We start from the raw sequence: 21,294 nt of genomic DNA on the forward strand, positions 1-21,294 counted from the left end.
TATTTGCCATCATTATAAAAAGGCAATGAGAAAATATATATCCGAAATTATAGGGACTTTTAGCATGGTATTTTGCGGTACCGGTGCTATGACCATTAATGAAGTAACTGGTGGGGATGTCACTCATGTAGGAGTTGCAATTACTTGGGGACTTATTGTAATGGCAATGATTTATGCTTTTGGAGAAATATCCGGAGCTCACTTTAACCCTGCGGTTACCATTGCATTTGCTTATGCCAAAAAATTTGAATGGAAAGAAGTACCTAAATATATAATCGCTCAATGTATTGGGGCAATAGTAGCCAGTAGTATTCTACTCTTTTTATTTCCGGAAAGCGAATTTCTTGGTGGGACTCTACCTGCCTTAGATGATCTAAGAGCGTTCGTTCTAGAAACATTGCTTACTTATTTTCTTATGGTAGTCATTATAAACGTTTCTACAGGCTCTAAAGAAACTGGTACTATGGCCGGGATAGCAGTTGGAGGAGTTGTGCTACTCGAAGCAATGTTTGCTGGCCCAATGACTAATGCGTCAATGAACCCCGCCAGATCCTTAGGTCCTGCTTTATTATCTGGTCACTGGGAACACCAGTGGCTTTATTTTATTGCTCCTGTTCTAGGTGCTCTATTGGCTGTATTAACCTGTAAACTAGTAAAGCCAAATAACTGTTGTACAGACTGTTAAAATATATTTTGTTTAAAATTGTTATATTTAGCGCGAAATATTAGCGCACCAACATGCTTTGGATATACATAGATATTATAATTCTTCTTTTACTATTTTATATAAATTATAGAAAATATAAATTCTCGACAGAATTTAATATTAAACAAAATACTGGGTTTCCAACAATCTTCTTTGTAGTAGTCTTTTTTGGGATTACAATACCCGCAATCACTTTTATGATCATCAAATTTTCTGATTCCGAAGTTAAGTTTTTTGATATCTACAAAATAAGATATCAATTATATTGGGTATTAGGTTTAGTGCAATTGATTTATTTATTCTGGATTAATACCAAAATTAGATCTAAGAACATTTAAATTTTTATTATCAGTTACTTCACCACCACAAATTGTATTTTTTGGTGTGATACTATACATAAGTCACTCTTTTTAACATATATTTACAATTTATAACAATACCCATATCCCCCAATGGAGCATTTTTCTAATGAATTTTGTAAAATAGATCTTTACGACCAATATGCCATACTTACTATCAATGAAAATGTAAACTTTACACTTAATAAAGCTTCAATACTAAGAGACAAACTTAGAGAACATTATGAAACAAAAGATTTTATAATGATTAGTCATCGTAAGTTTGAACATAAAGTCTCTCCAGAGATATATAAACAAGGCTTATTAAACAATATGAAGGGGTTGGCAATTGTGTCTAGTAATGATAAAGAAAGAGACAAAGCTACCATAGAACAGCCATTATATGGTAAATCCTTTGCGTTCTTTAACACACTCGAAGAAGCAAAATCTTGGGCAAAAAGTTTTTTTTGATAGAGTTATTATTTTGTTTAACAAAAATCATTTTATGTTAAACAAAAAATACCTTACTTTTGGTAGTATAATTTCGTATCCTATGAAAATATATACCTTAAAAGCGAAACAAAACCTTCCTATATCTATAGAAAAAGCCTGGGAGTTTCTTTCTGATCCAAAAAATCTAAAGACAATAACACCAGAATATATGAAATTTGAGGTGTTATCAGGTGCTGATCGTAAAATGTATCCCGGTCAGATTATACAATATATTGTTACTCCAATTGCTGGTATCAAAAATAAATGGGTAACCGAAATAACGCATGTCAAGGATAAAGAATATTTTGTAGACGAACAACGATTTGGCCCTTACTCATTATGGCATCATAAGCACTTTATCAAAGAAATCCCTGGCGGTATTGAAATGGAAGACATTATTGATTATAAAATACCCTTAGGGATACTAGGCCAATTGATTCACCCTATTGTTGTAAAACCAAGATTAAAAGAAGTGTTTGAATATCGCAAAAAAAAATTAATAGAATTATTCGGACCATTTGAAACCAAAGCAAATAATGAAATTATATTTGTTTAAAATTTAAATAATGAGAAAAAATATTCTACTCATAGGGGGAAGTCATGGAATTGGTTTTGAAATTGCTCTAAAACTATATAATGAGCATAATGTTTTTATCGCCTCAAGAACTTCAGAAAACCTAGGTAATTTAGAAGTAACCCATATTCCTTATGATGCATCGAAGGATGAAATCGATACTTCTACCCTTCCCGAAAGAATTGATGGTTTTGTATATTGCCCTGGCAGCATCAATCTCAAGCCCTTCAAAATGTTAACTCCAAAAGTATTTGAAGACGATATGCAGATCAATTTTATGTTTCTGATCAAAATCATACACACCTTACTTCCAAAATTAAAAAATTCGGAGCAAGCAAGTTTAGTGTTTTTTAGTACAGTAGCTGTAAAAGTCGGAATGCCTTTTCATACGAGTATTGCGGCAGCAAAAGGCGCAATAGAAGGATTTGCAAAAGCATTAGCTGCAGAATATGCACCAAAATTTAGAGTTAATGTTATTGCCCCATCATTAACAAATACTCCCCTTACAAAAGGATTACTGAGTAATGAAAAAAAGAAACAACTCATGGATAATCGTCACCCTATGAAACGCGTCGGGCAAGCAGAAGATGTCGCAAATATTGCACGATTTTTGTTAAGTGATGATAGCAGCTGGATTACGGGTCAGGTTATTGGAGTAGATGGCGGTATGTCGACTCTTAATGTAAATTAATTTATGAGAAAGAAAGTCACTGTATTCTGGTTTAGAAGAGATCTTAGATTAGATGATAATACAGGATTTCTTGAAGCACTAAAAGGAAAGTATCCTGTCTTACCAGTTTTTATTTTTGACAAACATATTATAGAACATCTGCCAAAAAATGATGCTCGGGTAACCTTTATTTTTGAAACACTGCAAAAAATAAGGTTGGAGCTTCAAAATAAATACAAAAGTTCTTTATCGCTACATTACAATACTCCTGAAAAAGTTTTTGAAACTCTAATTTCTCAATACGAAATACAACAAGTATACACCAATCATGATTATGAACCCTATGCAAAAGAGAGAGATACTCTAATCAAAAACACCTTACAAAATCATAACATTCAGCTACATACATATAAAGATCAGGTTATATTTGAAAAAGATGAAATTGTAAAAAAAGATGGAAATCCCTATGTAGTATACACTCCTTATAAAAATAAATGGAAAGAAATATTTGACTCCATTCAATTAAAAATTCATTCTACAGAGTCATATCTAGATAATTTGGTTAAGAATACTAATCTTCCTAATGTAACATTACAGGAAATGGGATTCGTAGCATCATCCATCAAAGTTCCAGATTATGATATCTCACCTCATCTTATTCAAAATTATGAGGCTACCAGAAATTTTCCATCAAAAGAAAATGGAACTTCAAAAATAGGGCCTCATCTACGTTTTGGGACAGTAGGAATTCGGTCGGTTATCAAAAAAGCTATTGCCGAGGATAATCAGGTTTTTTGGTCAGAACTAATCTGGAGAGAGTTTTTTATGCAAATCCTATGGCATTATCCACATACTAAGAACTCTTCTTTTAAGCCTAAATATGATAGAATAGAATGGAGAAATAACGAGTACGAATTCAAAAAATGGATGGATGGTCAAACGGGGTATCCATTGGTAGATGCAGGAATGCGTCAACTCAATCAAACAGGGTATATGCATAATCGTGTACGAATGGTAGTTGCCAGTTTTCTCTGTAAACATTTATTGATCGACTGGCGATGGGGCGAGGCATATTTTGCAGAAAAACTATTAGACTATGATATGTCTGCTAATGTAGGTAACTGGCAATGGGCAGCAGGTTCTGGTGTTGATGCAGCTCCATATTTTAGAATCTTTAACCCTACTACACAAATCACTAAATTCGACAAACAACTTTCCTATATCCATACCTGGGTAAAAGATAGTAACGAGTTTACCTATCCACAACCTATGGTAGAACATAAAATGGCACGTGAGCGTTGTCTTACAATTTATAAGAAAGCCGTTGGTTAGGTTAAAAAATTATAACATTTTTTTAAAATTACCAACCCTATTTTTTTTGTATTTTACACATATCACAAGTCATTTATAAACCAATAATTTTAACACCATGAACACACAAGAAGTGGCCACACGTTTAGTAGAACTCTGCCGTCAGGGAGAAAATATGCAAGCTCTTAAGGAATTGTATGATCAAAATATAGTAAGTAAAGAAATGCCAGGAATGCCTAATGAAGTGACCTCGGGTATAGATGCTGTGATTAAAAAAAGTGAAGATTGGCAAGCTTCTGTCGAAGAGTATCATGGTGGAGAAATATCTGAACCTGTGGTTGCAGAAAATCATTTTAGCTGTGCCATGAAAATGGATTGCACCTTCAAAGAGCAAGGCCGTATGCAAATAGAAGAAGTTTGTGTGTATCAAGTAAATGATGGTAAAATTACCGAAGAACAGTTTTTCTATTCTATGCCAAACGAATAAGTATATATAAACTACAGAAAGGTCAGGCGCATATTGCATCTGACCTTTTATTATAAAAACTTCAAGATTTGCTGTAGCGCAGGGTTTCTATTGTCTTTTTTCCAAATAACAGAAAGTATTGCCTTTTGAGATATTTTCGGAATCTCTAAAAACTTAACCCCCAGATCAAAACCCTGTTGTAATGATGTGGGAACAATTGCAACTCCTAACCCACTCTCTACCAGTTTAAAAATGGTTTGTGCATGCACCGATTTATGAGAAACGATAGGAGAAAATCCTTTATCCTCACAAATACTCATTATCTTATCATAATATACCGAACTATAATCAGACGAGAACAAAATAAAATGCTCATCGGCAACCTGTTTTACGCTCTTAAACGTCTTCTCATTTAGATGATGGTTCATAGGTAAGACCAAAGAAAATGTATCGGTATGTACCGTTTTTATTTCTATTCCATCTGGTACTCTGGCTAATCTCACAAAACCAAGATCCAGTTGATCCTTAACGATCCCCTCTACCTGAAGATAATTAGACATCTCTTCTAAACTAAATTGAATGTTAGGATATTCTTCATTAGCTTGTACTAATAATGCAGGAATTATAGTCTGTATTGCCGAACCTAAAAACCCTATTCGAATTTCTCCATCACTTCCTTTATCAATCAAACGAGTTTGTCTTATCGTAAAATCAATATGATTAAAAATATAATCCAACTCTTTTTTAAGATACACTCCTGCAGCAGTTAGCGTCACCTTTCTTTTGCTACGTACAAAAAGAGCAACACCAATTATTTCTTCCATCTGTTTGATCTGTCTGCTTAATCCTGGTTGAGAAATAAACAATCGATCTGCAGCTTTTCTGAAATGTAGCTCCTCGGCTACTGCCATGAAATAAGTAAAATGACGAAGTTCTATTTGATAACCCATAGTTATTAATTAATGATCAAATTAGTATTTCTAATTATCAAAAATAGGTATTATTTTAGTGAAAAAATAGAAATACGTATATGTCAACAACAACACACCAATTTTCATTTGGAGAAGACTACCTAACCGCAGGTATGGCAATACAAATTGCTCGTGGAGAAACCATCGGAATTATCTCTGAAACTTCTCGCAAGAAAGTAAAAAAAAGCCAACAGGTAGTAGAAAATATTGTAGAAAAAGGAGAACCTGTATATGGTATCAATACTGGATTTGGGCCACTTTGTACTACAAAAATATCTAAAGAAGAAACTAATATTCTGCAAAGTAACATATTGCAAAGTCATAGTGTAGGTGTAGGAGATCCAATAGATACCGAAATTGCTAAGCTTATGCTAATTCTTAAAATACAGTCTCTGGCAAAAGGGTATTCTGGTATTGCAGAGAAAACATTAGATAGAATTCTATGGCATATTAATACCGATGCAATCCCTATTGTTCCTTGTCAGGGGTCTGTTGGAGCATCTGGAGACTTAGCTCCGCTCTCTCATCTATTTTTACCTTTACTTGGATTGGGAAAAGTCGAATATCAAAATAAAGTAATTACTACACAAGAGTTATTCGACATCACGGGATTAAAACCTCTTGATTTAGGGCCAAAAGAAGGATTAGCTTTAATAAACGGAACTCAATTTATTGCAGCACATGCAGTACAGGTAGTAGCAAAATTACATAGCTGCCTTACGCAAGCTGATATTATTGGCGCAATGATGATCGAAGGATTGCAAGGCTCTGTAAAACCCTTTTTTAAAGAATTACACCAATTACGACCTTATAAAGGAAATATCCATGTCGCTTCCAGAATAAAATCTTTACTAAAAGGTTCTGAAATTATGGAAGATCATATCGATTGCGATCGAGTTCAGGATCCTTATTCTTTACGTTGCATGCCACAGGTACACGGTGCATCAAGAAATGCATGGCTACATTTAAAAGAACTTCTGGAAGTAGAATTAAACTCGGTAACCGATAATCCTATAATTATAAATGAAGAGCTAACCATTAGTGGAGGTAGTTTTCATGGGCAACCCCTGGCAATGGCTATTGATTATGCTTGTTTAGCAGCTTCAGAACTCGGTAATATCTCTGATAGAAGAATTTACCTTTCATTAGAAGGTAATTCTCCCGGTGTTCCTAAATTATTGATGAAAGATACAGGTATCAATTCTGGTTATATGATACTACAATATACTACTGCCGCATTGGCAAGTGAAAACAAAGGATTATGTTTTCCATCAAGTGCAGATAGTATTCCTACCTCTCTGGGGCAGGAAGATCATGTAAGTATGGGATCGATTGGTGGTAGAAAAGCACTAAGAGTAATTGAAAATCTGGAAAAAATATTAGCTATAGAATTATTAACTGCAGCCCAGGCTTTCGAATTTAGAAAACCTTTAAAATCAGGAATCATCCTAGATGAAATCCATAAAAAGGTACGAGAAGCCGTATCTTTTGCAGATAAAGACAGGGTATTTGCAGATGATATAGAGAAAGGAATCAAAATCATCCAAAACAAAACTATAATTACTACTGCTAATCAAGTATCCTTAAAAGAACAGGTATCTCTAGAAACACAGTTTTCTAGTGAATTTGAAAAATATTAGTCAAAAAATTAAATAGTTCCCTTAACTCGATTCAAAGGAAAAAAATATAATATGACAACATATACATTAATAGGTCCGATCACGCAACTTATACCTATGCAAAAATCAGGTATTAAAGGTGCTATAAAGGATCATAACCTCAACATCATAGAAGATGCAGGTATTCTTATCGAAGGTGAAAAAATACACACCATTGGTACTTTTTCAGATTTGAAAGAAAAGGCCAATGCACTACATGCAGAAATCATAGAATTACATACTGATCATGTATGTACTCCTGGATTTATAGATGCCCATACACATATCTGTTTTTCTGGATCCAGAGCTAATGATTATGCCATGCGAAATGCAGGAAGGTCCTATCTAGAAATTGCTGAAGCCGGAGGCGGTATCTGGGATACCGTTACCCAAACCAGAAAAGCAGAACAGCAAACACTTGTTTCTGGTGTTATAGAAAGAGCAAATACATTACTAAAAAGAGGAATTACTACAATCGAAGTAAAAAGTGGATATGGTCTTTCGGTTACAGAAGAACTTAAAATGCTACGTGCTATAAAAACTGCAAATAGTAGTACAACAGCAGATTTAGTTTCAACCTGTCTTGCTGGGCATATATTGCCTAAAGATTTTGATGGAGATCATAAAGCATACCTCGAAGAAATTAGTACTACTCTATTTCCTTTGCTAAAAGAAGAGCAACTTACAAATCGAATAGATGCTTTTGTTGAGCAAGGAGCATTTCTTCCTTCTGATATCTACCCCTATTTTGAAAAAGCAAAACAAATGGGATTTGATATTACCGTTCATGCAGATCAGTTTAATACAGGAGGTAGCGAAGTAGCTGTAAAAGTAGGAGCAATTAGTGCAGATCATTTGGAAGCCAGTACCGAGAATGAAATACAAATGTTAGCCCAAAGTAATGTGATTTCGGTTGCTTTACCTGGTGCTTCCATTGGATTAGGATGTGATTTTACACCAGCCAGAAAAATTTTAGACGCAGGAGGAGCATTAGCTATCGCCAGTGACTGGAATCCTGGTTCGGCTCCTATGGGTGATTTGCTAACACAAGCTTGTATTCTGGGTACATTTCAAAAATTAAGTAATGCCGAAATTCTGGCAGGAATTACCTGTAGAGCGGCGGCTGCACTTAATCTAGACGACAGAGGAAGATTAGCTCCTGGGATGATAGCAGATTTTAACCTGTTTCCGACAGAACATATCAATGAGGTCTTTTACCACCAGGGAAAACTTGTTCCTTCTCAGGTTTGGAAACGAGGACAGTTAATATAACGCCAATAAAACAAACGTCACAGGCTTGCACTCAATTCGATACAGCACAGTCATGAGGTAAAAAAATATGAATATGAGTTTCAAAGAACAAATACTTCAAGGGATTCCTAAAACAATGCCTCCAAAGAAATCTTTGGATTCTAAAATTAGTCGTGCTCCTAAACGAAAGCAAATCCTTTCTAACGAAGAAAAAAAATTAGCACTTAAAAATGCATTACGATATTTCCCAAAAGACTGGCATAAAGAACTTGCCAGTGAGTTTTTAGATGAATTAAATACATTCGGACGTATTTATATGTATCGCTTTATGCCAGAATATGCGATGTATGCGCGTCCTATTGATGAATATCCTGCAGAGACAAAACAAGCAGCAGGAATCATGCTCATGATTCAGAATAACCTGGATCATGCAGTCGCACAGCATCCATACGAGTTAATAACGTATGGAGGCAACGGAGCTGTATTTCAAAATTGGGCACAATATGTATTAACGATGCAATATTTGGCTACGATGACCGAAGCACAAACTTTACATATGTACTCAGGGCATCCCATGGGATTATTTCCTTCTTCAAAAGATGCTCCAAGAGTTGTTGTAACCAACGGAATGATGATTCCTAACTATTCAAAACCTGATGATTGGGAAAAATACAATGCTCTGGGTGTAACGCAATATGGGCAAATGACCGCAGGAAGTTATATGTATATTGGGCCTCAAGGTATTGTGCATGGTACAACCATTACCGTAATGAATGCTTTTAGAAAAACATTGAAATCTGAAGAAACTCCTGCTGGTAAAATCTTTTTAACTTCTGGATTAGGAGGAATGAGTGGTGCGCAACCTAAAGCTGGAAACATTGCAGGATGTATTACTATTTGTGCCGAAGTAAATTCAAAAGCCGCCCAAAAACGTCATGAGCAAGGTTGGGTAGATGAAATCCTTGATAATTTAAATGATTTGGTAACCAGGGTTCAAAAAGCCATGGATCAAAAAGAAATCGTTTCTATTGCATATCAAGGTAATGTTGTTGATATCTGGGAACGATTCTATGAAGAAAACATCTATATTCAGTTAGGATCTGATCAAACATCATTACACAACCCGTGGTCTGGAGGATATTACCCTGCAGGGCTAAGTTATGAAGAAGCCAATACTCTGATCAGTAATGATCCAGAAGCGTTTAAAAACAAAGTTCAGGAATCGCTTCGCAGACATGCCAATGCAATTAATAAACATACTGCAAGAGGCACCTATTTCTTTGATTACGGAAATGCATTCTTACTAGAAGCTTCTCGTGCAGGAGCAAATATCATGGCAGAAAATGGTATTGATTTTAAATATCCATCCTATGTACAGGATATTCTGGGCCCTATGTGTTTTGATTATGGTTTTGGACCTTTTAGATGGGTATGTACCTCTGGGAAACCAGAAGACCTGGACACAACAGATCAGATTGCCTTAGAAGTAATGGAATCTATCAAGAAAGTTTCTCCAAAAGAAATTCAACAGCAGATGCAGGATAATATTACCTGGATTAGAGAAGCCAAACAAAACAAACTTGTTGTTGGTTCTCAAGCTCGTATTTTATATGCCGATGCCGAAGGTAGAATCAAAATCGCTGAAGCATTTAATAAAGCAATTGAAAGTGGAAAAATTTCGGCTCCGGTTGTTCTGGGGAGAGATCATCATGATGTGAGCGGTACTGATTCTCCTTATCGGGAAACCAGTAACATTTATGATGGTAGTAAATTTACTGCAGATATGGCTATTCATAATGTGATCGGAGATAGTTTTAGAGGAGCTACCTGGGTGTCTATCCACAATGGTGGTGGTGTTGGCTGGGGAGAAGTAATCAATGGTGGATTCGGGATGTTACTCGATGGCTCTGCAGAAGCTTCAGAAAAACTAGAACGTATGTTATTTTATGATGTAAATAATGGAATTTCAAGAAGAAGTTGGGCTCGTAATGAAGAAGCATTATTTGCGATAAAAAGAGAAATGGAGAGGACTCCGCAACTTAAAGTAACATTACCAAATCTGGTAGATGAAGAATTCTTAGAAGGCTTTATTTAAACATACCGTATTATGGAGGTTACCATCATTACATCAGATACATTTAAAATCAATACCTGGTCTGGGGGAACAACTACTCAATTTTTTATGTATCCCCAAACTGCAAATTATCTGGATTTAAATTTTGATTTCAGATTAAGCATGGCCACGGTTTCAATAGAAGAGTCTGTTTTTACTTCACTTCCAGGCGTGTCGAGAACACTACTGGTTTTAGATGGAGAAATAACATTACAACACGAAAACAGATACACAAAAAAACTTTCTAAATTTGATAGTGATGGATTTGAAGGAGGTTGGAAAACATCCTCTATAGGAATGTGTACAGATTTTAACCTAATGACAACGGGTAATACGGTTGGTACACTAGGTGTATTTACTCCTAAAAAAAACGAAAACATCCTATCTCCTATTAAAAACAAATGGGATTGGGTGTTTATATATAACTATTCTGGAGAAGTTACTATTGACATCAATAATCAAGACTATACGATACACCAATCCGATGTATTGGTTATACGTCAACCAATTGCAACTACTATACGTATTAATGCAATTAAAGATAGTACCTTAGTTTTCTCTGAAATAGTAACTAATTAATAAAATCTAAACGTGTGAATCTATTTAAGATTACAGAAGCCAAAGCACCTATAGTTCCTATAATTATAAGTGTACCTCATTCGGGAACAAAGTTTCCTTCAGCGATAAAAAAACAGTATAAAAAAAGAATGCGTACCCATCTTGATGACACTGATTGGTTTGTACATCGACTGTATGAATTCGCGCCATCTCTGGGGATCACTGTAGTTAAGGCAAATCTAAGTCGATGGGTAATCGATCTTAATAGAGATCCTAAAAGTGTACCCTTGTATACTGATAACAGACTTATTACAAGTAATACACCAATAACAGATTTTTACGGAAATAAAATTTATAAGTCTCAAGAATTCGAACCTGATCAAAACGAAATTAAGAGAAGATTAGATACCTATTACTGGCCCTACTACGAGCAACTTAAAACGCTAATAGAAGATAGAAAAAAGCAGTTTGGTAAGGTATTACTTTGGGATGCACATTCTATTCGTCATAAAGTAAGTACGATTCAAAAAGATCCTTTTCCCGATATGATTTTAGGAAATAATGATGAAAAAACGGCGTCTCCAGAACTCATTACATCTGCTTTGCATGGGTTAAAATCAGGAACTTTTGAAATTAATCATAACTCCCCTTTTAAAGGAGGACATATTACCCGTTACTTCGGAAATCCAAAGAATAATATTCATACGCTTCAGCTGGAAATGAATAAAATTTTATACATGGATGACAATGAAGTTACTTATAATGAGGAAAGAGCAAAAAAAGTGCAGAACGTATTACAACATACCATGGAGCGTTTAGTTGAAACTCTACAAAAATAAAATTCTGAAACATACTATGAAAACCTATTGTTTTAAGGGAATACTACAAAATACCGGCTGGAAAGAAAATACCGGGTTTACTGTAAATAATGAAGGTATCATTACAGATATCTCTTCTTTTGACCCACAAAATACATCTAAAGAAATTATTGATGGTTTTGCTATTCCCGGGTTTCAGAATGCGCACTCTCATGCGTTTCAATATGCTATGGCTGGTTTGGCAGAAAGGCATGAAAGCACTACTTCTACCCCGGATGACTTTTGGGGATGGAGAGAAGCTATGTACCAATTAGCATTAACGATGAATCCAGAGCAAATGGAAGCCATAGCAACAATGCTCTATGCAGAAATGGCTCGTCATGGATATACTAATGTAGCCGAATTTCATTATGTACATCACGATAAAAATGGAGTCCCCTACTCTAATCTTTCAGAAATGGGGAATAGTCTTATTTCCGCAGCAAAAAATGTAGGTATTGGAATTACGCTGGTTCCTATTTTTTATCAAAAAGGTGGTTTTGGACAAGAACCAAATGACAGGCAGCGAAGGTTTATCTCTCCTACTATTGATGAATATCTAAAATTATTAGAATCAAGTAAAGAAGCTTGTAAACACTACCAGCATGCCAATATTGCTATTGGTATACACTCTATGAGAGGAGTTGAACCGTCTGATATTGCCGAGATCGCAAAATCCGGACCTCAGGATATTCCATTTCATATTCATGTTTCAGAACAACTAAAAGAGATAGAAGATTCTGTTAAATATCTAGGGAAACGCCCTGTAGAATGGTTATTAGATCATGTAGATATGAATGATAGATTTCATTTGGTACACGCAACACACTTAACAGATGATGAAATCGAGGGAATTGCAAAAAGTAAAGCTAATGTAGTGCTTTGCCCAAGTACAGAAGGTAATTTGGGTGATGGATTATTTCCTTTAAGAAAATACCAGGAAAGTGGAGGAAAATGGAGTATTGGTACCGATAGTCATATAGGGCTTAATCCCTTAGAAGAACTACGTATTTTGGATTATGGGCAACGTTTAATTTCTCATAAAAGAAACACCTACTCCTCTAATCAACAAGGAGATTCTGGAATGTATGCAATAGAAATGGCTACAAAAACAGGAAGAAAAGCGATGAATAATTTTACTGCAGATTTCTTTAAAGTCGGAGAACCACTAAATGCCTGCATTATTGATGCTTCATCACCATTATTAGCTACCGCCTCTACAAAAAATCTTACATCGACTATTGTATATGCTACAGATTCAAACATGCAACTAGGAACTATTGCTAATGGAGAAATGATTGTTAATAACCAAAATCATACAAAGTATCAGGAGATAAAAGAAAAGTTTGCAAAAACCATCGATGCACTAAAAAACAGGTGATAATAGTAACATATATACTTCACATATAAAACCCTCTAGGATTTTCACTAGAGGGTTTTACACATTTAACCACTTAAATTACAATCATATAAACTCAACTTAGTATAAAGATACTGTACTATATAATACGATTATTACGGGTTTCCGCAGTAGGTATAATTATTTTTTATAAATACGGATTTCTGTTAAAAAATCATCTAAGTACACAACTAGATTACTGATTATCAAACCATGAGTATTCCTATATAACTCACATCAAAATCATAGGTTATAAATACATGGTTTGGTGATTTTGTGTTGATCAAAAATAAGTTAGATTTGCGAAGGACATAAGAGAAATATACCCAATCAAGTACATGCAATTCTTGTACGCTACTAAAAAAACAAAAACATTAATGAACTTAATTAAAAACGAGACCATCGAATCAAAAATACTTGCTCTTATTCAGTTAATTTTGGTTTATAGTTTTATTTTCAACCCCTGGACTTCTTTTCCTTACACATTTATAATAATCATTATTACTATACTTTTATTCACCTATTGGAATGACAAAAGTTTAACCAGAATTGGGCTACAACCCAACGTTAATTTTTTAAAAACGATTGGGATAGCATTGCTTCTTTTTGTTGTAACAGAGCCTATTTTAGATTTTGTAATTCAACCACTGGTAAACAAAATCACTGGAGAAATAGCTGATTACTCTGCATTCAGATCAATTGCAGGTAATTTTCCTAAATACACTAAGTATTTTCTTTTTATTTTAATAAGTGCAGGAATTGGGGAGGAAATATTATTTCGTGGTTTTTTGTTCAGGCAATTGAAAATAATCCTACCAGAATTTAAATTTAAAACTGTAGTAATTGTTATTCTATCTGCCATACTTTTTAGCCTACCACATCTATATCAAGGCCCTAGCGGTTTGATTATGACATTTATATTTGGGATCGTCTTTGCGACGGTATATGTAAAATCAAATTATAATTTGTGGATTACAATAGTACTTCATGGACTTATTGATAGTATGTTCATTACATTGGCATATTTTGACAAATTAGGCTATTACAACTTATCAAACGACTTATTTTTTGGGTATTAGAAAGGAAAAATCATGTGTTATAATTATTCTAATCTTAGGGTAAGAATATGTATTTAGTACTTCTAAATGGATTAAAAATCATTTAGATTTATTAAAAATATATAAGAAATATACCCAATTAGGTATATTTGATTGTTAGACAACATTCCAGAATGAAGAAATCTTTATTGTTAATTATTACTCTTTTATTCCTTAATTGTTCGTCTGAATCAGCAATAATAGGGATTTAACCTTATGGAAAAATCAATCAACCTGTTCTTGACTCTATTACAAGCATTCTAAAAAGGACATATCATACTGAAATTGTAGTTTTGAATGGAAAAAAACTACCGGAAAAAGCTTTTGTAAATATAAAAAGTCCAAGATATCGAGCGGATTCATTACTCATTGAATTATCCAAAAATCGTCCAGACTCAATTGGGTTTATTTTAGGAATCACATCAAAAGACATCTCCACAACTAAAAGGGGTTTGGATGGAAATATTAAAAAACCTAAATCAAAATATACAGATTGGGGAGTTTTTGGTTTAGGCTATAAATCTGGCACGAGTTGTATTATTTCTACATTTAGATTAAAGAATGTAAAAACAGATTTGTTCATTAGTCGTGTTCAAAAGATATCTGTTCACGAAATCGGACATAACTTGGGACTTGATCATTGTGAAACTGAAAAATGTGTTATGCAAGATGCTGTTGAAACTATTAGCACGGTGGACTCTGAAGGGTTTAAACTTTGTGAAAAATGTTATCGGAAAATATAAAAAACGTTGTCTAACATTATATATATGATCATAGCTACTTAGTAATTAATCGAATGGTTCTTGTATATTTATGATGGCGCAGTGATTTTAAAGCTGAATAATATATAAAATCTGCGCAGCAATGTCGATAGTTTGGTAACATTTTGCACAGATACAACACATATATTAAACGTTGGCAACAATTTGAGTAAAATATATCTTTTTAAAAATGTGTTGAAAAATATATAGAAAGGAAATATCTTGCAACCCAATTACAAGAAGTTTGATTGATTTTTATTTCTTCATAAAACAAAAATATGGTTTTAGACTAACTTATATTAAAAATTTGAATACACTTAATTTTCAAAAAAATTGAATGAAACCATATTACAATTTGTAATTCTTACCAGTGGGGCTTTAGGATGTTTTTTATGCCTAGCATTGATAACTACGTCTTTTTATAAGAGTCTCGCAAACAACTATCTCTCTCTATCATTATTTTTATTAATAAGCTTAACCTTTTTAGGTAGTTGGTATCATAAAGAAAATCCTATTTTGGATTTTTTAGGTCTTATAATGTTGGAATATCTGGTTGCTGTCACTTTGTTCATGTACTTTCTTGTTCAAATTGAACATAAGTATCTAAAAGAAAAATGGCGTAAGTGGCTTTACGCTCCATTCATTTGCTCTATTATTATAGAAACTATTCTTCATCTAGATTCTATTTTTCACCTTTACCATTCAGATTTTGCCCTTTTTGTAGATTACACTAAACTCATTACTGTGTTTGGTTACAATTTCTTTTTAATCTTTTGGGGAAGGCATCTAGTAAAAAAATCTAACACGATTTCAAAAGAGAAAAAACGTTGGTTACTAAGATTAAACTTTTTCATTATATGTATTATCGTATGTTGGCTTTTGGCCAATATAGAGATAGGTATTTCTGATTCAGAATATGGTGTAAATTTCTTGAGAATTCTCTTATCGACTTTATCTTGGTGGATATTATATTTCGGAGTATTCAAATTGCAAATAATAGTTCAAAAAGATGAAATACACCAATATTTAGCTTCTAAAAAGGCAAGCAACCCTAAGACCAAAAGGAAAATAAATGAAACCACCGTTTATAACATTGTTATCCAGCTCTATGCGTTAATGGAAGAGGAAGAATTATTCAAAGATCCTTTATTAAGTAGGTCAGATTTGGCAATTCGACTAGGAACAAATGAAAGCTACTTATCGCAGATTATAAATCAGGAAACCAATAAAAGTGTTATTCAGTTTGTAAATGAATACCGAGTTAAAGCGGCTCAAAATTTATTACATAACCCGGTATTTAATAAATATTCTGTCGAAGCTATTGGAATGGAAGTAGGTTTCACTTCTAAAAGCACTTTTTATAAAACATTTAATTCCAGTCTGGGAATGTCTCCAGGAGCCTTTAGAAAGCTTGAGAAACGTCCTAATTCGTAAAACTCGGTTGTTTCAATACTTCTCTAATCTCAAAATTAACTTTTTGTTTTCTTTTGAAATCTACTTTTACACGAATAAATCAAAAAACATAAATTTATGAAAAAAGTAGTATTAATAACTGTTATAGCAGCTTTAGGATTATCGAATGTTAATGCACAAAAAATTAGACTTGGTGCAAAAGGTGGTTTAAATCTTGCATTTATTACAGGAGACAATACAAAAAATCTTGATCCTATTACAGATTTTCATTTTGGAGCCATGGCCGAAATTAAGGTTTCAAACAAATTCTCTTTGCAACCCGAATTAATATATTCCGGACAAGGATATGATACAAGCATTGATTCTGAGGGCATTATTGCACTAAACTATTTGAATATCCCATTAATTGCAAAGTATTATGTTACAGAAAGATTGAGTCTAGAAGCAGGACCTCAAATTGGTTTTTTACTTTCTACTAAAGGAGGTACCAAAGACTATAAAGATCTTTTTAAAACAACAGATTTTGGAATGAATTTTGGTTTAGGTTATAAACTTGATAACGGGCTCTATTTTAGTGCAAGATATAATCTTGGACTAACTGATATTAATAATATAGATGGTATTTCAGATAAAAATAAAAATGGAGTATTTCAGTTATCAATTGGTTATTTCATTTTCTGAAACTTGATAACACTATTAAAAAAAATCCAAGTTAGTTCGCTTGGTTTTTTTTTATCTGGTGTAAAGATCCTGCAAACTCAGAAAAGTAGTGGATAAAGATGTTAGTAATAATTCAACCAATGAGCAATTGAACGTTTTTTTAATTTTTAATCACGAATTATGATTACAAAATAAAATATCTAGGAGTAACACAAATTAATGATTAGCTCATTAATTTGTGTTACTACATGACTCATAAAACGTCCTAATTCGTAAAACTCCTTTGTTTCAGCACTTCTCCATTCTTAAAATTAACTTTTAGTTTTCTTTTGAAATCTACATTTGCATCTGTAAATCAAAAAATATAAAATCATGAAAAAAGCAAACGCAATCTTATTACTTCTAATACTATCATTAATATTAGTAAGCTTTAGTTATACAAATAGTAACAAACATGACTTAATGATAACCAGACACGATAAAGATGACGCCGAGTTTCTCAAAATTGCCGAGCGATTTGAAAAGTATATGTGCCATTTAAACCTACCTGACTGTGAAGGTACAATTATAGCAGATCAGTGGGTTATATCAGCTGCTCATTGCGCCGTAGGAATTATGGAGAAATTTAAAGATGGAAGGAAACATTTTGTTATCATAAACGATGTCGAAATTGAAGTAGACAAAGTTATAATGTATAAGGAATGGGATAAACCACAAGCAGATATCTCATCATTAAATGATATTGCATTATTACATTTAAAAACAAAACCCATTAATGCAATGCAAGCAAAATTATATGTTGATGAAGACGAAGTAGATAAGCTAATATACATGGTAGGTAAAGGAAAAAAAGGTGATGGATTAGTTGGAATAAACGGTAGCGATGGAAAACAAAGAGGAGCTACCAACAGGATTGAAACAGCTACCGAAAAATGGCTGTCTTGGACATTTGATCATCCAGACACCCAAACAAAATACCTCACAGAATATGAAGGAATTAGTGGGCCTGGTGATAGCGGAGGACCCGCTTTCATTCTCAAAAACGATATAGTATACTTAGCGGGAATTAGCTCATGGCAAGACACAAAAGACGGAGACGAAGGGCTTTATGGAGTAATAGAAAATTACACAAGAGTATCACAACATATCAAGTGGATTAATGAAGAAATGACAGGAAATGGTGATGTTTCTAAAGCGATGCTAAGAGTAGAACCGAAACCTGATGCTACTGTTTATCTAAAAGCCATAGATGTAAGTGCTAGTACTTTAAAACAATATGTTGGTGAGTATGAAATACAAGGAATTACAATAAAGATTTACACAAAAGAGAATAATACGAAGCTTTATTCTTTCGTACCCGGACAACCATCATATGAATTAATTCCAACTGGAAAACATAAATTTTCTTTTGAAATATTACACGGATTTAAATTAGAATTTAAAAATGCAAAAAATGGCGTTTTTACAGAATTAATTGCAACACAACCTGACGGAACATATAAAGCGGTTCGTAAATAAAAAAAAGGAACTAAAATAGCTGCAATATCTAATAGACACCATAATTAGTCTATTAGATATTGATTCTTCTAAAACATACAACAACTCGAGCAAAGCGAACAAGTGAAGCCAACTATTAAAACTAGTAGATTTTTGATCGACATTTTAAAAAAAATGACGTTAGCAAAAACGAACTAGAGAAAATAATCACCGAAGGTAAATCGTACACAAAAACATTTAGTAATAAATTTAAAAAAATGAATCAATCACAATTATCCTTAATATTTATCTTGACTTTAGTATTAATATCAAATGTTTGCTTTTCCCAGAATTTAAATTTAAAACCATATTAATTGTTATTCTATCTGCCATACTTTTTAGCCTACCACATCTATATCAAGGCCCTAGTGGTTTGATTATGACATTTATATTTGGGATCGTCTTTGCAACGGTATATGTAAAATCAAATTATAATTTGTGGATTACAATAGTATTTCATGGACTTATTGATAGTATGTTCATTACATTAGCATATTTTGACAAATTAGGCTATTATAACTTATCAAATGACTTATTTTTTGGGTATTAGAAAGGAAAAACAACACACTACAATCACTTGATTTCTAGATAAATAATTCAATATTTTATATTTCTGAATTGATTAACCAAAAATCATTTAGATTTGTTAAAAATATATAAGAAATATACCCAATTGGGTATATTTGATTGTTACCTACAACATGAAAAAGCTAATTCCAATAGAAGAAAGAGAATCCGAATTAATAAGGTTTGGAGCCAATAAAGATTTCGTTGACAATATTGGAAAAATAGACGAACTAAAATATCGTATTGAGAACGTGGACGGAGCTTATTTCTATTTCCCTACAATTTCTAATTACAAAATATTGAATGGATTAAACATTATTCCTATTTACGACGAAGGGGAATCTTTCCGAGTATTTGGATACAATGATTCTATTCAAAAAATCTTTCATTTTGAATTAGAAAACGACGAAGTATATGACGATTATGGAACTAACTGGAACTTACTTTTTTTAGATATTATGTTTGAGTATTTTAATGATGATATTGAGGACGAACTTGACATTACAAAATTTAAAGAAGTTGGAGGGAAATTAGGTTTTGAAAAATCTGAAATTTTATATAAGCTATTAGATATTCCAGTAGACGAGTACAACGAAAAATATAATGGCCTTGAAAAATGGAAAAAAGAATTGGCTAAAAAACTAAAAATACTGTAGGTAACATTATATATAAAATCAGAGCAATATTTGGTTCCAATCGAAAGGTCATTTCTTTTTTGCAGTGGCTCCAAATTTTTATAAATTTAATAAGAAATAAAAATGCACCAATAGATCAATTGGTTCAGGTATACTTGCCTTGCTCCAATTCATATATTTAGCGTTGTACAACATTATAAAATGAGGATTTTAATACTAATTATACTTTGTTTATTATCTGTAAAAGGGGTTTCTCAAAAAAAAATTATTTTTGAGAAACAAGAACTTATTATTTACAAAAAAAGTGCCTACCATAAGGGCAAAGAAATATATAATGCAGAAAGGGAATTAAAAATTTTAACTGAAAAAGAAAAAACAGATGAATGTGATGTTGATTATGAATTTTATTACAATCCACTTTCTTTAGTTGGCAATTATTATAGTTATGAATCTGGTGAAGGAGGCGTTTTAGCTTGTGGAGTTCCTGGGAGTTCGTTAAACATTCAAACTATAAATCTTGACAACAATAAAAAGACTTCTCTGTCTGATATGTTTTTGGAAGAGAGTATTCTTAAAGCCCTGAAAAAAGATAGTTGGATAAAGAAAAATATGGAAAACAGTAAAATTGATTTTCAATCAATAAATTCTTTTGAAGTTTTTTTAGACATTATTAATAGTTTAGGCTATGTAAAATTTAATTCAAATAGTTTCGCGATTTTGGAATACGATGAAAAATATGGAAACGTATCGGTTAGATTAGTGGGAAAGAAAAATATGGGATTTAATCATACTGAGCATTTGCAATTAGGATTATCGATAGAACCAAAGGAATCTTACAAGCATTTATTTCAAAACAATATTCACTTTAAAATAGGTGACTACAAAAGTGGATTGAAAAAGTAACGTTGTACAACAAAAGCTACAATTAATACGGATTTTCGTGCTTAACCCAAAGTTTATAGCTTTAAACTAAGTCCGCCAAATCTTTTGATTTGACTTTACCATTAAAAATAAAACAACATAAAAAGTTTTGGCTTAGTGTTTAATCGAAAGTTTATCACTTTTAATTCTCGTACTAATTATAGCCGAGATGTTCCCCAACATTTAAAACTTGTACTTCTCTGAAATATCCTGACTCAAAAACATTCCTTTTATCAATACACCTAGAGAACAAAAAATGTTAATAGCATAAGAAATAGCTTATAGTTATGTAATCTATTTGTGAACTGATAAAGTTTAATCAGTTCACAAATAGTAATCC

21 protein-coding genes are annotated in these 21,294 nt (G+C 32.9%); 20 read left to right on the plus strand and 1 reads right to left on the minus strand.

Going from position 1 to position 21,294, the window contains the following annotated elements:
- Positions 1 to 25: 25 nt before the first annotated feature.
- The 6 genes from DG435_RS03765 (at position 26) to DG435_RS03795 (ending at position 4,578) form a co-directional block, all read left to right on the plus strand.
- Complete coding sequence (locus DG435_RS03765; protein WP_106793906.1) at positions 26 to 685, plus strand: MIP/aquaporin family protein; 660 nt, start codon at positions 26 to 28, stop codon at positions 683 to 685.
- 473 nt (positions 686 to 1,158) lie between these two features.
- Positions 1,159 to 1,515 carry a hypothetical protein gene (locus DG435_RS03775; RefSeq protein ID WP_106793904.1) on the plus strand — a complete coding sequence of 119 codons (357 nt, stop codon included), beginning with the start codon at positions 1,159 to 1,161 and terminating at the stop codon, positions 1,513 to 1,515.
- Positions 1,516 to 1,597: 82 nt separating this feature from the next.
- Complete coding sequence (locus DG435_RS03780) at positions 1,598 to 2,092, plus strand: SRPBCC family protein (protein WP_106793919.1); 495 nt, start codon at positions 1,598 to 1,600, stop codon at positions 2,090 to 2,092.
- Positions 2,093 to 2,102: 10 nt separating this feature from the next.
- Entirely contained in the window at positions 2,103 to 2,801 is a 699-nt protein-coding gene (locus tag DG435_RS03785) for an SDR family NAD(P)-dependent oxidoreductase (protein WP_106793903.1), read from the plus strand.
- Between the two features lie 3 nt (positions 2,802 to 2,804).
- On the plus strand, positions 2,805 to 4,112 hold the full coding sequence (locus DG435_RS03790; protein ID WP_106793902.1) for a deoxyribodipyrimidine photo-lyase: 1,308 nt from the start codon (positions 2,805 to 2,807) through the stop codon (positions 4,110 to 4,112).
- Positions 4,113 to 4,209: 97 nt separating this feature from the next.
- Positions 4,210 to 4,578 carry a nuclear transport factor 2 family protein gene (locus DG435_RS03795; RefSeq protein ID WP_106793901.1) on the plus strand — a complete coding sequence of 123 codons (369 nt, stop codon included), beginning with the start codon at positions 4,210 to 4,212 and terminating at the stop codon, positions 4,576 to 4,578.
- Positions 4,579 to 4,628: 50 nt separating this feature from the next.
- On the opposite strand, the gene DG435_RS03800 is transcribed toward DG435_RS03795, so the two are convergent.
- Entirely contained in the window at positions 4,629 to 5,507 is an 879-nt protein-coding gene (locus DG435_RS03800) for a LysR family transcriptional regulator (RefSeq protein ID WP_106793900.1), read from the minus strand.
- 80 nt (positions 5,508 to 5,587) lie between these two features.
- Here DG435_RS03800 and hutH point away from each other — a divergent pair, with 80 nt between their 5' ends.
- The 14 genes from hutH to DG435_RS03870 all read left to right on the plus strand — a co-directional run bounded on the left by hutH (position 5,588) and on the right by DG435_RS03870 (position 20,936).
- Positions 5,588 to 7,168, plus strand: a complete 1,581-nt coding sequence (hutH, locus tag DG435_RS03805; RefSeq protein WP_106793899.1) for a histidine ammonia-lyase — start codon at positions 5,588 to 5,590, stop codon at positions 7,166 to 7,168.
- 51 nt (positions 7,169 to 7,219) lie between these two features.
- Positions 7,220 to 8,458, plus strand: a complete 1,239-nt coding sequence (gene hutI, locus DG435_RS03810) for an imidazolonepropionase (protein WP_106793898.1) — start codon at positions 7,220 to 7,222, stop codon at positions 8,456 to 8,458.
- 73 nt (positions 8,459 to 8,531) lie between these two features.
- Complete coding sequence (locus DG435_RS03815; RefSeq protein ID WP_106793897.1) at positions 8,532 to 10,532, plus strand: urocanate hydratase; 2,001 nt, start codon at positions 8,532 to 8,534, stop codon at positions 10,530 to 10,532.
- Positions 10,533 to 10,544: 12 nt separating this feature from the next.
- Positions 10,545 to 11,129, plus strand: a complete 585-nt coding sequence (locus DG435_RS03820) for a HutD family protein (protein ID WP_106793896.1) — start codon at positions 10,545 to 10,547, stop codon at positions 11,127 to 11,129.
- Between the two features lie 14 nt (positions 11,130 to 11,143).
- On the plus strand, positions 11,144 to 11,947 hold the full coding sequence (locus DG435_RS03825; protein ID WP_106793895.1) for an N-formylglutamate amidohydrolase: 804 nt from the start codon (positions 11,144 to 11,146) through the stop codon (positions 11,945 to 11,947).
- Positions 11,948 to 11,963: 16 nt separating this feature from the next.
- Positions 11,964 to 13,346 (plus strand): formimidoylglutamate deiminase, encoded by a 1,383-nt coding sequence (hutF, locus tag DG435_RS03830; protein WP_106793918.1) that lies wholly within the window; start codon positions 11,964 to 11,966, stop codon positions 13,344 to 13,346.
- A 395-nt stretch (positions 13,347 to 13,741) separates the two neighbouring features.
- Entirely contained in the window at positions 13,742 to 14,443 is a 702-nt protein-coding gene (locus DG435_RS03835) for a CPBP family intramembrane glutamic endopeptidase (RefSeq protein ID WP_159025681.1), read from the plus strand.
- A gap of 242 nt (positions 14,444 to 14,685) precedes the next feature.
- Positions 14,686 to 15,204: a matrixin family metalloprotease gene (locus tag DG435_RS03840; protein ID WP_106793893.1), complete on the plus strand. Its 519-nt coding sequence runs from the start codon at positions 14,686 to 14,688 to the stop codon at positions 15,202 to 15,204.
- Positions 15,205 to 15,555: 351 nt separating this feature from the next.
- Positions 15,556 to 16,656 (plus strand): AraC family transcriptional regulator, encoded by a 1,101-nt coding sequence (locus DG435_RS03845; RefSeq protein WP_106793892.1) that lies wholly within the window; start codon positions 15,556 to 15,558, stop codon positions 16,654 to 16,656.
- A 96-nt stretch (positions 16,657 to 16,752) separates the two neighbouring features.
- Positions 16,753 to 17,316: a porin family protein gene (locus DG435_RS03850; protein WP_106793891.1), complete on the plus strand. Its 564-nt coding sequence runs from the start codon at positions 16,753 to 16,755 to the stop codon at positions 17,314 to 17,316.
- Between the two features lie 351 nt (positions 17,317 to 17,667).
- A complete protein-coding gene (locus DG435_RS03855; protein ID WP_106793890.1) occupies positions 17,668 to 18,813 on the plus strand; it encodes a trypsin-like serine protease in 1,146 nt (381 codons plus the stop codon).
- A 295-nt stretch (positions 18,814 to 19,108) separates the two neighbouring features.
- Entirely contained in the window at positions 19,109 to 19,381 is a 273-nt protein-coding gene (locus DG435_RS26060; protein ID WP_159025680.1) for a CPBP family intramembrane glutamic endopeptidase, read from the plus strand.
- 151 nt (positions 19,382 to 19,532) lie between these two features.
- The gene (locus tag DG435_RS03865; protein ID WP_106793888.1) at positions 19,533 to 20,054 is read left to right on the plus strand and encodes a hypothetical protein; all 522 of its coding nucleotides are present in this window, start codon (positions 19,533 to 19,535) and stop codon (positions 20,052 to 20,054) included.
- Between the two features lie 180 nt (positions 20,055 to 20,234).
- Positions 20,235 to 20,936, plus strand: coding sequence for a hypothetical protein (locus DG435_RS03870; RefSeq protein ID WP_106793887.1), 702 nt, complete (start codon positions 20,235 to 20,237; stop codon positions 20,934 to 20,936).
- Positions 20,937 to 21,294 lie beyond the last annotated feature (358 nt).

Source organism: Aquimarina sp. Aq78 (genome assembly GCF_900299525.1).
GTDB lineage: Bacteria > Bacteroidota > Bacteroidia > Flavobacteriales > Flavobacteriaceae > Aquimarina.

Excerpts from the sequence above, each read along its gene's own strand:
- DG435_RS03775 (WP_106793904.1), top strand. The coding sequence starts at position 1,159 with ATGGAGCATTTTTCTAATGAATTTTGTAAAATAGATCTTTACGACCAA.
- DG435_RS03865 (WP_106793888.1), top strand. The coding sequence starts at position 19,533 with ATGAAAAAGCTAATTCCAATAGAAGAAAGAGAATCCGAATTAATAAGG.
- hutH (WP_106793899.1), top strand. The coding sequence starts at position 5,588 with ATGTCAACAACAACACACCAATTTTCATTTGGAGAAGACTACCTAACC.
- DG435_RS03765 (WP_106793906.1), top strand. The coding sequence starts at position 26 with ATGAGAAAATATATATCCGAAATTATAGGGACTTTTAGCATGGTATTT.
- DG435_RS03785 (WP_106793903.1), top strand. The coding sequence starts at position 2,103 with ATGAGAAAAAATATTCTACTCATAGGGGGAAGTCATGGAATTGGTTTT.
- DG435_RS03870 (WP_106793887.1), top strand. The coding sequence starts at position 20,235 with ATGAGGATTTTAATACTAATTATACTTTGTTTATTATCTGTAAAAGGG.
- hutI (WP_106793898.1), top strand. The coding sequence starts at position 7,220 with ATGACAACATATACATTAATAGGTCCGATCACGCAACTTATACCTATG.
- DG435_RS03855 (WP_106793890.1), top strand. The coding sequence starts at position 17,668 with ATGAAAAAAGCAAACGCAATCTTATTACTTCTAATACTATCATTAATA.
- DG435_RS03780 (WP_106793919.1), top strand. The coding sequence starts at position 1,598 with ATGAAAATATATACCTTAAAAGCGAAACAAAACCTTCCTATATCTATA.
- DG435_RS03850 (WP_106793891.1), top strand. The coding sequence starts at position 16,753 with ATGAAAAAAGTAGTATTAATAACTGTTATAGCAGCTTTAGGATTATCG.
- DG435_RS03795 (WP_106793901.1), top strand. The coding sequence starts at position 4,210 with ATGAACACACAAGAAGTGGCCACACGTTTAGTAGAACTCTGCCGTCAG.
- DG435_RS03800 (WP_106793900.1), bottom strand. The coding sequence starts at position 5,507 with ATGGGTTATCAAATAGAACTTCGTCATTTTACTTATTTCATGGCAGTA.
- DG435_RS03790 (WP_106793902.1), top strand. The coding sequence starts at position 2,805 with ATGAGAAAGAAAGTCACTGTATTCTGGTTTAGAAGAGATCTTAGATTA.
- DG435_RS03815 (WP_106793897.1), top strand. The coding sequence starts at position 8,532 with ATGAGTTTCAAAGAACAAATACTTCAAGGGATTCCTAAAACAATGCCT.
- hutF (WP_106793918.1), top strand. The coding sequence starts at position 11,964 with ATGAAAACCTATTGTTTTAAGGGAATACTACAAAATACCGGCTGGAAA.
- DG435_RS03835 (WP_159025681.1), top strand. The coding sequence starts at position 13,742 with ATGAACTTAATTAAAAACGAGACCATCGAATCAAAAATACTTGCTCTT.
- DG435_RS03820 (WP_106793896.1), top strand. The coding sequence starts at position 10,545 with ATGGAGGTTACCATCATTACATCAGATACATTTAAAATCAATACCTGG.